Source organism: Fructobacillus tropaeoli (assembly GCF_016860625.1).
In the GTDB taxonomy this organism is placed as follows: Bacteria; Bacillota; Bacilli; order Lactobacillales; family Lactobacillaceae; genus Fructobacillus; species Fructobacillus tropaeoli.
Genome location: NZ_BOJU01000005.1, coordinates 71,433 through 84,585, shown reverse-complemented (window position 1 = coordinate 84,585; position 13,153 = coordinate 71,433). Strand labels below are relative to the sequence as shown.

14 protein-coding genes are annotated in these 13,153 nt (G+C 43.4%); 2 read left to right on the top strand and 12 right to left on the bottom strand.

Annotated elements, in window-relative coordinates:
* Positions 1-22: 22 nt before the first annotated feature.
* Positions 23-2,650 carry a YfhO family protein gene (locus tag FT12353_RS07400; RefSeq protein WP_203619286.1) on the top strand — a complete coding sequence of 876 codons (2,628 nt, stop codon included), beginning with the start codon at positions 23-25 and terminating at the stop codon, positions 2,648-2,650.
* Between the two features lie 62 nt (positions 2,651-2,712).
* On the top strand, positions 2,713-3,204 hold the full coding sequence (gene greA, locus FT12353_RS07395) for a transcription elongation factor GreA (protein WP_059393639.1): 492 nt from the start codon (positions 2,713-2,715) through the stop codon (positions 3,202-3,204).
* 142 nt (positions 3,205-3,346) lie between these two features.
* On the opposite strand, the gene FT12353_RS07390 is transcribed toward greA, so the two are convergent.
* From FT12353_RS07390 to FT12353_RS07335, 12 genes are all read right to left on the bottom strand, one after another.
* A complete protein-coding gene (locus FT12353_RS07390) occupies positions 3,347-4,291 on the bottom strand; it encodes a GRP family sugar transporter (RefSeq protein WP_059393640.1) in 945 nt (314 codons plus the stop codon).
* 126 nt (positions 4,292-4,417) lie between these two features.
* Entirely contained in the window at positions 4,418-5,635 is a 1,218-nt protein-coding gene (locus FT12353_RS07385) for a glycoside hydrolase family 73 protein (RefSeq protein WP_203619285.1), read from the bottom strand.
* Positions 5,636-5,809: 174 nt separating this feature from the next.
* Complete coding sequence (locus FT12353_RS07380) at positions 5,810-7,042, bottom strand: acetate/propionate family kinase (protein ID WP_059393642.1); 1,233 nt, start codon at positions 7,040-7,042, stop codon at positions 5,810-5,812.
* Between the two features lie 42 nt (positions 7,043-7,084).
* Entirely contained in the window at positions 7,085-8,089 is a 1,005-nt protein-coding gene (locus tag FT12353_RS07375; protein WP_203619284.1) for a class I SAM-dependent methyltransferase, read from the bottom strand.
* A 37-nt stretch (positions 8,090-8,126) separates the two neighbouring features.
* Complete coding sequence (locus tag FT12353_RS07370) at positions 8,127-8,447, bottom strand: hypothetical protein (protein WP_059393644.1); 321 nt, start codon at positions 8,445-8,447, stop codon at positions 8,127-8,129.
* A 3-nt stretch (positions 8,448-8,450) separates the two neighbouring features.
* Complete coding sequence (locus tag FT12353_RS07365; RefSeq protein ID WP_203619283.1) at positions 8,451-8,900, bottom strand: type IV pilus modification PilV family protein; 450 nt, start codon at positions 8,898-8,900, stop codon at positions 8,451-8,453.
* Positions 8,881-9,081 (bottom strand): hypothetical protein, encoded by a 201-nt coding sequence (locus FT12353_RS07360; protein ID WP_203619282.1) that lies wholly within the window; start codon positions 9,079-9,081, stop codon positions 8,881-8,883. Before FT12353_RS07360 ends, FT12353_RS07365 begins: the two co-directional genes overlap by 20 nt.
* Positions 9,082-9,115: 34 nt before the next feature.
* Positions 9,116-9,514: a hypothetical protein gene (locus tag FT12353_RS07355; RefSeq protein WP_203619281.1), complete on the bottom strand. Its 399-nt coding sequence runs from the start codon at positions 9,512-9,514 to the stop codon at positions 9,116-9,118.
* Positions 9,498-9,800: a competence type IV pilus major pilin ComGC gene (gene comGC, locus FT12353_RS07350; protein ID WP_059393698.1), complete on the bottom strand. Its 303-nt coding sequence runs from the start codon at positions 9,798-9,800 to the stop codon at positions 9,498-9,500. Before comGC ends, FT12353_RS07355 begins: the two co-directional genes overlap by 17 nt.
* 242 nt (positions 9,801-10,042) lie before the next feature.
* A complete protein-coding gene (locus FT12353_RS07345; RefSeq protein ID WP_203619280.1) occupies positions 10,043-11,077 on the bottom strand; it encodes a type II secretion system F family protein in 1,035 nt (344 codons plus the stop codon).
* Positions 11,078-11,080: 3 nt separating this feature from the next.
* Positions 11,081-12,040 (bottom strand): ATPase, T2SS/T4P/T4SS family, encoded by a 960-nt coding sequence (locus tag FT12353_RS07340; protein WP_203619279.1) that lies wholly within the window; start codon positions 12,038-12,040, stop codon positions 11,081-11,083.
* Between the two features lie 196 nt (positions 12,041-12,236).
* On the bottom strand, positions 12,237-13,091 hold the full coding sequence (locus FT12353_RS07335) for a bifunctional 5,10-methylenetetrahydrofolate dehydrogenase/5,10-methenyltetrahydrofolate cyclohydrolase (protein WP_203619278.1): 855 nt from the start codon (positions 13,089-13,091) through the stop codon (positions 12,237-12,239).
* Positions 13,092-13,153: the final 62 nt, after the last annotated feature.

The window sequence follows — 13,153 nt, the reverse complement described above, 5'->3', positions numbered from 1 at the left end:
CGAATTTTGTTATTCTAGAGGCATGAATAATTACAGACAAATCGCCCAAAAATACCTTTTTTCACCAGTCACGCTTTCCTTTCTAATTCCTGTTATGTTAATGACCGCCTATTTTGCTGGTCGTGGGATGACGCCCTTTGGTTCATCGACCATTTTAACGGTTGATTTGGGCCAGCAATACCTGGATTACTTTATTCAGTTTAAGCATACGGTTCTATCTGATCCGTCTGCCTTTTTTTATTCCTTTTCATCAGGAATTGGTGGCGACATGGTTGGTGAATGGTCTTATTATTTAATGTCACCATTTAACCTACTCTTCTTACTCGCCTCAACAAAAACCATGCCCATTTGGATTTTAGTCGTGACCGTTTTAAAAATCGGTTTGGCTGGCTTTTCGATGGCGCTTTTAATTAAGAAGATGAATTGGCTGTCAGGCTATTGGATTCTGATTTTCGCCATTAATTACCCACTCTCAGCCTGGTTTATCGCCAATGATTTAAACCTGCTATGGTTGGACACTGCCGCCATCTTCCCTTTGCTGATTCTGTCATTAGAACGACTCCTGGCCCACAAGGGTTCCGGGGCCTTTTTGGCAATGCTGGTGGCGACAATTATCACTAATTATTACATCGCCTGGATGGTGGGACTCTTCTTATTTCTTTATGTTCCCTTTCGCCTGCTTGACGGTCAAATCAAAAATCGGCTAAAAATTGTTTTCACATTGGTAAAATCAGGAATCTTAAGCATTTTTTTAACCGCTTGGCTTTGGTTGCCGACCTACGCCCAACTGAAGATGGGGAAAACAACTCACAATTCCACCTGGCTATTCAAATTTGATAATAACCCATTGTTATTATTCCTGAAGTTAATGCCTGGTTCCTTTGATTTCGATCAAATGCAAACCGGTCAGGCTAATTTTTTAGTAGCGCCATTAATTTTAATCGCTCTCTGGGCCTTTTTTGCTAGCAAAAAATTTTTACTTCGTGAAAAATTGATGGCCGCCCTAATCTTAGTGATTTTAATTTTAGCAACGACTTTTGCACCATTGATTTTACTTTTCCATGGTGGGCAATACCCCGTTTGGTACCCAGCTCGGTTCTCTTTTTTGATTTCCTTCTTTTTAATTGTCCTTGCTGCCAAGGGCTTTCAGCCAAATTGGCAGCCCAGCCTGTTCGCCCGTACTTTTTACCTGGTGGCTGTTTTAGCACTAACAATCTGGGGATCTAGCCAACTGCTAAAGGTATCTTACCTTGATAAAAATGCCCTTCTCGGCTTTCTCTTCGGTTACCTTTTAACCATCCTGATTTTAATTGTGATGGACGGCAATCAAGTGAAGATGTTGCTTCTATTGATTGTGACCACTGGCTACCTGATTTTTAATGCTGGCAAGACGTTAAACCACCTTTCCTATCTAACAAAGGCCACCTATGAGGCTGGCGTTACCCGACTCACGGCAGTTTCCAAAGCAGCTACTAAGCACGATAATTCTTGGTATCGCATTAGTCAGGGCCTCAGTCGAACCTATAACGATGGCTTTTCGGCTAACTTTAAGGCTGGTAGCCACTTTTCATCATTACTCCCCGCTACCACCGCCCAGTTCTACCAAAACATCGGCCAAATCGAAGGCGATTCAAAAATTGCCTATGATAATGGCACTACCATCACCGATTCTCTGCTGGCCTTTAAATACTTTATCCAAACAACCGGCCACTTAAATACTAGTTCCGCCTATTTGAAGCAAAGCAATCGTCCCGACTACGATCAGCAAAAGACCGTTGCTAGTGGCAAAAATTGGGCACTAAAAGAGAATCCAACAGCTCTTAGCCTGGCCTATGCTGCTTCAAATCAGGCATTGACCACTCCACTATCCGTGCGTTACCCACTGGTCAACCAGGCAAACCTTCTTGCCAGCCTTGCCGGTCAGTCGGACCAGCAATTACTTTACCGAGAACCTTTCCAGATTCTCAAAACTGAAAATCTAACAACGACGGCTGATTTGACTGGTGGGACAATTCAAAAGGTCAATAAGCATAAGAAAGCTGTCTTAACCTTAGCTTACACACCAACAACTAATGATTCTTACTACCTTAATATTGGCGGCGCAATCAACCTTGATTCAGTCGACCTCCGACTCAATGGTGAACTTTTGACCCAGTCAAGTTCATATGACCATACGGTGGCCCTAAACCTCAACACCAACAAGAAGGACCAGCCTCAAATCTTAACGATTACCTTAAATGACGGCGCTGACTCACGTTACCTCGACGACTTCGCCATCTACTACTTCGATCAACAGGCCGTTAACCAAGACCTAGCAAAACTAAAACAACACTCACTAACCATTAAAAATGCCAATTCTCGCAAAATTAGTGGTACGATTGTCACAACAGCCAACCAACCCTTAATTATGACTAGTATTCCAGCTGCCTCCGGTTGGCAGGCCAAGGTTGATGGCAAGGTGGTCAAAACAAAGACGGTGCTCCAAGGGCTGATTGCCATTCCGACAACCCCTGGTAAGCACCACGTAACCTTAACCTATACACCACCGCTGCTAGTGCCCGGTCTCTTTTTATCAATGCTAACAGCACTCTTAATCGCTGCCTATGCATCCTTTAAAAAGAATCGACGACAAGCCTTGCGCCGAGGCTAGGACCGTGATATATTCAACGTGCTGTATTTTTTGTGCTACATGGCACTGAAAGGAAGAGAACCATGGCGGAAGAAAAGAAATTCCCAATGACGGCCGCAGGTCGTGACAAATTGCAAGCGGAGCTTGATGACTTAATTACCAAGCAACGTCCAGAAATTACTAACCGCATTCAAATCGCACGTTCATACGGCGATTTGTCTGAAAACTCTGAATACCAATCAGCAAAGGACGAACAAGCCTTTGTTGAAGGACGGATTGTGACCGTTCGCAAGATGATTGAAAACGCTGAAATCATTTCAGCTGACAACTCTGACAGCGATGAAGTGACATTGGGTAAGGAAGTAACCTTTAAGGAACTTCCAGATGAAGATCCCGAAACCTATACCATTGTTGGTTCTGTTGAAGCGGATCCAATGGCTGGTAAGATTTCAAATGAATCACCAATGGCTGCTGCCTTGCTTGGCAAGCATAAGGGCGACACCGTTAAGGTGCCATTGCCTAACAACGTTGAAATTCAAGTTGAAATCTTGTCTGTTAAGACAAAGCAAGACTAAGTTAGAAAACCACTCAATTCAGTTTGAGTGGTTTTTTTGATGTTAAGATAAAATCAGCAAAGCAAAAGGCGGGTCCTTCCTTTTTTGGAAGGGCCCGCCTTTCTGAATTATATTATGTTGCTTATTATGATGAATTAATAAATTATGCGAAGGAGTGAATGTTACCAATCAAGATGGCACCAATCAAAACTAAGAGCGTTCCGGCAATGATAAACTTCATTTGAGTAGAAGTCTTCTTTTCATGCAAGATGTAGATACCACCAAAGGTACCAACAACGATACTCAACTGTGACAAAGCAGTGGCAATCGTTTGACCAACGGCTGGGTTAGCAGATGAAACGAACATGAAGATGTTTCCAACGGCCCAAACCAACCCAGTTACCAAGTTCTTCCAAGTTGGCTTTGAGAACATTTGCTTTCCTTCGCGGAAGACGAAGAGCACGATAATCAATGAACCGATTACCTGACCGATGGCCTGAGGACCAACGATAGCCGTCATGTAGTTCAAACCGTGACCGGCAGACTTGATGTCGTCTGAAATATAACCAATCTTTGACAAGAAGTTAGGCAAAACGAAGTAGAGCATGAAGCCCGCAGTTGACATCACTAAGTAGAAGATTCCCTTAGCATCAATCTTTGAAGGCGTTGCTGCCGTCTTATCAGGCTTTGAGATGAAAGTTGCACCAGTCACGACCAAGGCAATTGAGACAACCCCAACAATCCACATAGCGGCGTTCTTCCATTCTCCCAAGAGAGTGGCAGCCAACAAGGCGTTCATAATAATCTGGCCGGCTGTTGACAAAGGCATTCCCAATGAAACACCCATTTCCTTGAAGAGCAAGAACTGGAAAACCATTCCCATTGCCCAAACCAATCCTGATAAAATACCAACAACCCAGATTTCAGAACCAAGGTAGAAACCATGTGGTAATACGAAACCAAAGAGTGTTAGCATTCCGAAAATCAATGCTCCGATTGACATTCCGAAAGTTTGTTGTGAGGCAGATCCGCCCATCTTTGTTGATACGAGCCCAACTGAACCCCAGAATAAAGCTGGGAGCAAGGCAATTAAAATTGCAAAGTTCATAATGTTTAAGTTCCTTTCACTTATCTTACAAGCTATATTCTACACGAATGTAAACGGTTACACAACATTTTTTACAAAAAAATTTCACGAAATAATAAAAAGCCTGACAAGGCAGGCTTTCAAAGGTTAATTTTTATCGTATTGTGCTAAGTTCCAGTTTTCAATAATCTGGATAATCAGCTTTGGATAGCTAGGATCTGTAGCATAGCCGTCAGTTGACAATGCTTGAGCAGCATCCTTGTAATTTTTAGCGGCCAAAACGTCGGCAAACTGGTTGGCATTCCAAGTATTGCCGTTGGCGATTGTCTTAGCGTGAGCCTTCATGGAATCTTGATAAGAGTCGTAAACAGCAAAACGAGCGTTCTTCGTCACCGTTTGACCGTTTTCAACTTCTTGAGTCTGCAAAACGACTGATTTACCAGCTGTTGTGTCATCCGTCTTCACACCATAGTAGTTATTATACTTTGATGACAACGCAGAATCGTCCCAGTTTGATTCATGGATAGCCTGAGCGATTGAAATTGACGCCAGAATACCATACTGAGATTGAAGACTCTGGCTATATGGCGCAATCTTCTTAATAAAGGCTAAACGCCGGTCAAACTCTTTCTTACCGCCGTTTTCCGCCAGCAAAATGGCAGTCGATGCCGGAATCTTATTGGCTTTCAATTGAGCATAATATGGCTTTAAGGTCTTATTCGTCTGTTTCAACATGGTCATAACCAAGTCCTTGGCGGACTTTTCTTTCTTGAAACGATAGATTCCTGGATAGACGAAATCATACAAAGTCTGGTCACTTTTGGCATTTAAGAATAACTGTGGGTATTCCTTCTTAGCCTGAGCAATTAAATCGCTATCACTATAGGCAGCCAATAAATCAGACTTTGATACACCAGCAGCATCAGCAATTGTTTGTGCCGTCTGCTCTGCTGTCTTCGTATTTGAAATAAAGGTATAGCCAGAAGACAAAACCGGTTCATCTCCAGAACCCTCTGTTAATTCTTGGTAAATCTCAGCAATATCTTGAACCTGTGACAACGGATAAGTGCCACCCGCAATATCTTTAGCCCCATACTTATTTGCATAACTAACAAAGTAGCGACTGTTGCGGATAATCCCCTCTTTTTGCAACTGGGCACCGATTTCCTTGACGCTCGCCTTGTCCTTGACTGTAACCATCGTGACCGCGGTGTCATTTGGATTCTTTGCCTGATATCCCTGGCGATTGAACCAGAAGGCCCCACCAGCTGCTAATAGCAAAACGAATAGGATCATGATAATTCGGAACCGCCAACTATGTTTTTTGCGTTTCTTTGACGATTGCCGACGTTTTTCAAATTCCATCAGTAATGTTTCCAATCTTCAATCTTATTTCGCCTGGTCAACTCGATTTGTACGGGAGTTTAACCAGCAACTCCTAGTATACTACCCTTTATAAAGAAATATAATTAAAAAAACATAACGAGTGCAAGCAGCGTTGTACTCATTATGTTTTCTTTTGATTAAGTAATTATAAAATTAAGCCATCAATTCTTGCACATCACGAGCAATCATCAATTCTTCATCAGTTGGCACAACCAAAGTTTTAATTTTGGCATCAGCAGCTGAAACATCAGCCTCTTCGCGGCAACCAGTGTTCTTATCCTGGTCAATCTTGATGCCAAAGTAGCCTAAGCGGTCAACGACTTCTTCTCGAACCCAATCAGCATTCTCACCAATACCGGCAGTAAAGACCAAAGCATCGGCACCACCCATTTCAGCAATGTACTGACCAATGTAACGAACAACACGGTCAACAAAAATCTTAATGGCCAAATCAGCCTGTTCGTTGTCCTGACGGGCAGCCAAAAGATCACGCATATCACTTGAGACCTGTGAAATTCCCTGCAATCCTGATTTCTTGTTCAAGATTGTCAACATGTCTTCATTTGACAAGTTTTCCTTGGTTTGGATAAAGTTTACCAATGAAGCATCCACATCCCCTGAACGAGTCGCCATCGTCACACCTGCTAATGGTGTGAATCCCATTGATGTATCAAATGACTTACCGCCCTTAACAGCCGTAATTGAAGCACCGGCACCGAGGTGCAAGGTAATCAACTTCAAGTCCTTCAAATCCTTGCCTAAAATGTCAGCAGCACGGCCGGCTACATAGCGATGTGAAGTTCCGTGAGCACCATACTTACGTGCACCATACTTTTCATAGTATTCATAAGGCAATGAGTAAAGGTAGTTCACCTTTGGCATTGTCTGATGGAAAGAAGTATCAAAGACGGCGACAGAAGTTGCGTTTGGCAATAACTTTTGGAAGGCACGGATGCCCAATGCGTTGGCTGGGTTGTGCAATGGTGCATAATCAGCCAATTCATCAATCTTAGCTAAGACATCATCGTTCACCAAAACAGACTTGTCAAAGTATTCACCACCAGCAACAACGCGATGACCAACACCAACGATTTCGCTAAAGTCTTGGATAATATCCAATTCTGACAACTTTTCAAGCATCAAGTTAATGGCAACTTGGTGGTCCTTGATGGCGGTAACGGTCTTAAACTTAGCCTTGTCACCAGATACCTCAACGTCAGCATTCTTGGCCGCTTGATCATTGGCCGCAAACTTGATCGTTACAATGGCATCATCCATTCCGATTCGTTCAATTAACCCTTGGGCGATTACTTGCTCTTGTGGCATCTCTAAGAGCTGAAACTTCAATGAAGAACTACCGGCATTCACTGCCATAATCTTTGCCATGAAAAAAATCCACCTATCTTTGTTTTTTAATTCATTTCTAACTTACTTTAGTTTACCCCAGGCTTGGATATCTTGCAAAAATTCTTGCAAGGCCTTTTGGTCCTTAACGGAAGGATACTGCCCCATCAAAACTTCTTGCTTTGGCAGCGCATCTTTCTTCCGCAAAACCAAGAAAGCTTTCGCCTGTTCTTGATTTTGGAAATACTCTGCTGGCAGTGACAAAAATGCCTTTAATTGAGCCTTTTGTGAGAATAATTTCAGGATTGACTCATGCCGTGGCCCTGTTAATAAATCATTTGGCACGATGAGATAAATCCAACCATCATTCTTCACTAAATCTAATGATTTTTCAATCATTAAATAATGAGCATAAGATTGGCCATCTTGTTCTGAAAAGGCTGTGACAAAGTTTTCCGGTGCTTCTTGCGGGTAGTAACCGATTGGTAAGTCACCAATCACAACATCAGCAGGCGCGACTTCCTCTTTTTTCAAGCCAACAACATCCCCCAAAAACAGTGTTGGGTCTTCTTTAAGTGCAGCTGCCAATTCACTGGCCAAATCAAGCTGGCCTTCATCGTTATCAATCCCAGTTAAATCGTGGATTGAAAGTTCATGACGACTAAAGCTTTCAACGATTGTCCATAGGAGGTTGCCAGTGCCAATGACCATGTCAGCGATACTCGTTTGTTCACTAGGATTAGCTGTCTGGTAAATCAGCTCGCCCAAAAGATAACCAATACCATCTGGGGTTAACTGAAGGTTTGCTGGTACTTTATCCTCTCGATCAGCTTTTAAAACCAAAAGTTGTAAGATATTACGTTGGTCGCTGAAAGACAATGTTGTCCAATCAATTTCTTCTAACGACTGTAATGCCTTTTTAGAATCATCAGCCAATTGGTCATGGTCGGAGCTAAGAATCTCTTTTTTATTCAGCCTCTTTAAAGCCATGACGAGGGCTTCTCGATTGGTCGTTTTTTCTTGATTTTTCACCGTCACGACGGCTTGATCAATTTTTTCAAAATATGCAGGAATTTGTCGATTTATCATGGTCTTATTTTAGCCCTTTTTGCTAGTCTAGACAAGGCTAAGGGGCTAAAAGTGGTCGCCAGTAATCCTGATGTTTATTAGTAATTTTAATCTGCTTTTCCCCCGATTCAATTAACCAAGGATCACCCTGAATTTGGCCAGATTGTTGGTTATCTTGGTAAAACAATCGTGATGCTTCAATTTGCCTTGTATCGATGGTCGTCGTTTCCAACAATAATAATTGGCTATGCAGCTTTTGGTGAAAAATTTTTGTCTGTAAAAAGAACAGCAAGCCAATGAGCGTCAATGCCAAAATGGTCGGTAACAGTAAGTAGGCTGGCTGACGGTTTCGCTGCTGGCGTGGCTGATTATTAAACATCTTTTACCCCTCTTCTACAATGGCCTGTTTCATGTTAGGCAAAAAAAGTGTGCCGCTCGCTTTCTCATGCCCCCGAGAAAAAACAGTCAAAAGCTGATAGGTTCCAAAATTATCAATCCGTAAATCATCAATCCCGTGTAGCAAGAGCACACGACCATGATGAGTCCCATCCAAAACTAAATCATGCTTAGCAATTTTCAACGTAACCGGATCGCCAATGGTCTTCTTCAGCTGAATTTCATGCAATTGAACTTGATCTAGTTGATAGTTTTGCCGACCCAACTGTGTTAAGGCTGCCTGAAAATCAGTCTGTACATCTTGCGTCTGCCCCTTTTTACTTTGTGGCAAAATGACCATTAACGCTTCAAAGACCATCGCTGCCACGACGAGGGCCATGATTGCTTCCACCATGGTAAAGCCGTTCCGGCTACTTTTACTTTGAACTGCCGTCATGGCTGGCTTCTTCCTTTTGCTTTTGATTTTGGTCAACAAAAGACTGCCATCTCTCTAACGCCTTTCTTTTTTCCTGGTTGGCCGCCTTATTCTGCAAAATCAGTTCTCGCTGCTTTTTCTGATAATTGCGCAACGTTTCTAGTTCAAAAACAACCACACCAGTAATCAGCGTTAGTGCCATCACCCCCTCAACGAGGGCAAATCCTGACGATTTTCTAGACTTTCTCGAAACGATAAGTACCACCTCCAAATTGGAAAATAAGACGCCAGGTTACTTGGCCCTGGTGCCAGGAAATATGACCGGGGGCCACATAGCCACTCGGCTTAATCACGACTTTTGCTGTCTGATTAACTTTACTTCTTACTGGGTAAGAAAGCACTTCTTGACCAATCACCAACTGGTCTGATTGAAAATCGAGAATACTTTCAACCTCTTTTGCTTGTGCCAATAGACGGGCTCGTTGAAAATGGGCAGCAAATTGCTGTTGAAAATCTGCAAAACTTTGCTGATTTTGCCTCGGCCGTAAGGCTAATCCAAGCCCAAGCAAAAGTGCCACCAGACTCAGGACAATCACGGATTCAATCAAGGTAAAAGATTTAAATTTTAGCTTCATGACCTGCAATCACAATTTTCAGTGCCTTAACTTTTTCAAGCTGTTCCTTGGTCAAGTAGTTTTCCTTTGCTAAATCATCCATTGTGACCTGTTTCTTTTCTGGGTGGTCATTAACATACAAATCAACCTGTGTCTGTACAGTGGCAACCATTGCCTTTGCATGGGTTTGTTGCGCCTTATCTCGTTGTTGCGTTAAATTCGGCAAAATCAGTAACATCAAAAGACCAATAATGAAGAGTACTACCGTCGCTTCAATCAATGTGAAACCGTTTTTCTTCGCTGCTATCCGCCGATTTTTTGCTCGGACTACTGCATAGCAAGCCTTTGATTGACAAATTTTACGATGTTCACGTTTAAGCCAAAAACGTTTGTGGGGTTGAAAAAAGGACCGCTGGTTGAATAAACCAATCTGCATCGTCTGGTTCATCGGATGGGACTGATGGTGACAGTAATCCCGGGGCCTCCCAGCCAATCGAGACCGTCCCCCCGTTCCATTTTGTGTGTGCTTAACAAAGTCAGATGTGTGTGTCATATCGACATTCCTCCTAAATTTTTATACAGCGGTAATAGCATTGCGAGGTATAACAAAACAATGGTCAGTCCAATCAGGGCAAAAAAGAGCGGTTGAACGAGGCCTAATAATCGGCTGACTTGGCGGTCAAACCGTTGAAATTCGCTTTTGGCATAGTAAGTCAAGTAGGTACCAAGTACTGGCCCGGTAAATCCCCTATCTAAATAAGTCGCTAGTGGCTTTTTCAAATAAGATTGATTGCCAATCCAACTTTGCAAAGTTTGACCGCTTTGCACGGCATCTTGTGCTCGCTTAGCAATGGCCACAACCAGTCCGTTTTTCTTAGCGGATAAGGCCGCAAAACGATCAATCACATTGGGCAGCGTGTGGCCTGCTAACAGCAAAATTCCCAGATGTTCTGCTAGCAGATAAGTTAAGAGCGTCTGCATCAGCGTGCCCAAAAAAGGGACCCGAGTGACAACTTGAATTCGTTGTAGTGGTGCTAAACGCTTCAGTAAGAAAATCGAAATAATAATCATGACTAAGACAAGGCCAAAGAGAAAAGCTAAGCCATGCAAATAAAAGAGAGCAGGATTGCTGCCTGGACCTTGCCCTCCCTTTTGTCCGGCCGACAAAGCGTGAAAAACGGGATAAAGATACGTCTCCATCCCCACAACCAGGGATAATAAAAAAACCAATAAAATCACCGGATAAGTTAGAATCTGGCGGAGCTTTTGTTTGTAGCGCAACACTTGGTCAAAGTTACTCGCCAAAGCGGTCAGCGTTTGGTCAAAATTACCATGTGACTGACCCAAATCAAGATAAATTCCAACCGAAGGACTTAAAACCTTTCCCAAACTTGTAGCTAATGGTTGGCCATGCTCCAACTGGCCACGGATTGTCTGTAGCCTTTCTTGCCAACCTGGATGGGCACTCGCTAAAACATCGAGACTCAATGATAAGGCATAACCAGATGCCGTTAACTCACCAAGCTCAGCCAAAAAAAGAACCTGGTCACTTTCAGAAAAACGTATTTTTCGTTGCGGACGCATCAATTAAACCTCCTGATTTCCTTGTTGGTAGCGTTTTAAATTTTCTGCATAGGGACGATGATGAGTTACTTCACCCGCCTGCCAGTTAGCCACCCCGCACACAACCGCCAGCTGACCATCTAAGTCTGGAAGCAAGCGCTGATAAACTGTCTTAACTAAGGCTTGGTTCAGTAATTGACGGTCAAGGCCGAGGTTGAGCAAACGATCAAAAACTGCCAGTTCAGAATTGGCATGCAAAGTGCTCAACACCAAATGGCCAGCTAGGGCGGCCTGAAGGGCGGCCTGAGCAGTCTTAGCGTCACGAATTTCGCCAATCACTAATAGATCTGGCCGGTGACGCAGGGCCACCTTAATTAAGGATTGGTAATCAATTCCTGCTTGTTCGTTGACCTGCAGTTGCAAAAAAGCTGGCTGATAGATTTCAACCGGATCCTCAACGGTTAAAACAACTTTGCCTGGTGACCAGGCATCCAACAAGCGATAAAGTGTACTAGTCTTACCTGACCCTGTGGGGCCAGCTACCAAATAGAGGCCAGCGCTAATTTTTTCGGCAACTAAGTCTGCAAAGATAGCTGGCTCAAACCAGCGGTTTTGCGACAAATCAGGATAGATTAGCCGTAAAACCGCGCTTTCTTGTCCCAAAAAGTCACCAACGGTTGAAACGCGGACAAAGCCCTGGCCAAAATCAAAGCGTCCCAGTTGTGGCCGCCGGCTCTCGGCCAAATTTAAACCCGCCCGGTACTTCACAACAGCTAAGGCTCGTTTTCCAAAATCTGCTTCCATCACTGCCAGGATTCTCACTTGACCCAAAATTTGCGCTCGTACCTGGTAATTACCACCTTCTGCCGGTAAAAAATAAAAGTCCGTTACCTTTTTCGTCTGTCCCCAGGATAGGACTGCTCGAATCCAATCAGCGGGGTCTGCTCGTTCATGTTCGGGCCAATTGGCCAATTTCTTGATCATGGTGTCCTCCTTTCATTGCTAGTGAGTAAGACGACCAATTCAGCAAAAAATTGCTCAACTTCAAAGCGTTCGGTTAACTAATTTTTTGCTCCATTGCCCTCTATACAACACTATTGGGTTTGACGAAAAAAGATTTTGAAAAACAAAAAAGACCGAATTCAATGAATTCGATCTTTTAAATAAGCATAATTAATTTTTACTGATTTTTTTCTTGGTTCAAAGCTGCTGCAAAAGTATTTTCCAACAGCGTGGCAATGGTCATCGGACCAACACCACCTGGAACTGGCGTAATGAAAGAAGCCTTCTTTTCAGCTGAGACAAATTCAATATCACCCGTTGTCTTGCCATCCACAACGTTCATCCCAACATCAACCAAAACGGCGCCATCCTTGATTTGGTCGCCAGTAATAAAGTTGGCAATACCAACCCCAACAACAACGATGTCCGCATCCTTGAGGGAATCCAAAAGCATTTCGCGTGGTGTGTAACGATGAGCCAACGTCACCGTTGCATTCGCATTATTCAACAAAGCAGCCATTGGACGACCAAAGAGTTGAGAACGACCAACGACAACAGCCTTCTTACCATATGGATCAATGTCATAATGCTTCAACATCGTCATCACTCCTTGAGGAGTGGCTGCCACAGCGTATTCACCAGGTTGGTCACCAAAGAGCATTCCCTGGTTAAAGGCACCTAATCCATCAACATCCTTTTCAGGAGCGATAGCTGAAAAGACCTGCTGGTCGTTAACAGCTTCTGGCAATGGTGCCTGAACCAAAATACCAGTCACGCTTGGATCTGCGTTCAAATCTGCTACAATCTTTAAGACGGCTTCTGTTGTTACATCGTCAGCAACCGCAATATCCTCAGTGGCAATGCCAACCTTGGCTGCTGCGCGTTGCTTCATGCCAACATAGAGACGTGATCCATCATTTTTTGGATCAAAAACAACCGCTAGCTTTGGACTCAACCCCGATTCCTTGACCTTGTCCGCCAGTGCGATTTTGAGGTCCTTTGAGAGGGCCTTTCCGTCTAAAATAGTTGCCATTATGTTTCTCCTTGTTCCTGATTTTCCGAACGTTTTATTATAAAATATCTTTGTAAGACCAT

Excerpts from the sequence above, each read along its gene's own strand:
- FT12353_RS07400 (WP_203619286.1), top strand. The coding sequence starts at position 23 with ATGAATAATTACAGACAAATCGCCCAAAAATACCTTTTTTCACCAGTC.
- greA (WP_059393639.1), top strand. The coding sequence starts at position 2,713 with ATGGCGGAAGAAAAGAAATTCCCAATGACGGCCGCAGGTCGTGACAAA.
- FT12353_RS07390 (WP_059393640.1), bottom strand. The coding sequence starts at position 4,291 with ATGAACTTTGCAATTTTAATTGCCTTGCTCCCAGCTTTATTCTGGGGT.
- FT12353_RS07385 (WP_203619285.1), bottom strand. The coding sequence starts at position 5,635 with ATGGAATTTGAAAAACGTCGGCAATCGTCAAAGAAACGCAAAAAACAT.
- FT12353_RS07380 (WP_059393642.1), bottom strand. The coding sequence starts at position 7,042 with ATGGCAAAGATTATGGCAGTGAATGCCGGTAGTTCTTCATTGAAGTTT.
- FT12353_RS07375 (WP_203619284.1), bottom strand. The coding sequence starts at position 8,089 with ATGATAAATCGACAAATTCCTGCATATTTTGAAAAAATTGATCAAGCC.
- FT12353_RS07370 (WP_059393644.1), bottom strand. The coding sequence starts at position 8,447 with ATGTTTAATAATCAGCCACGCCAGCAGCGAAACCGTCAGCCAGCCTAC.
- FT12353_RS07365 (WP_203619283.1), bottom strand. The coding sequence starts at position 8,900 with ATGACGGCAGTTCAAAGTAAAAGTAGCCGGAACGGCTTTACCATGGTG.
- FT12353_RS07360 (WP_203619282.1), bottom strand. The coding sequence starts at position 9,081 with ATGGCACTAACGCTGATTACTGGTGTGGTTGTTTTTGAACTAGAAACG.
- FT12353_RS07355 (WP_203619281.1), bottom strand. The coding sequence starts at position 9,514 with ATGAAGCTAAAATTTAAATCTTTTACCTTGATTGAATCCGTGATTGTC.
- FT12353_RS07345 (WP_203619280.1), bottom strand. The coding sequence starts at position 11,077 with ATGCGTCCGCAACGAAAAATACGTTTTTCTGAAAGTGACCAGGTTCTT.
- FT12353_RS07340 (WP_203619279.1), bottom strand. The coding sequence starts at position 12,040 with ATGATCAAGAAATTGGCCAATTGGCCCGAACATGAACGAGCAGACCCC.
- FT12353_RS07335 (WP_203619278.1), bottom strand. The coding sequence starts at position 13,091 with ATGGCAACTATTTTAGACGGAAAGGCCCTCTCAAAGGACCTCAAAATC.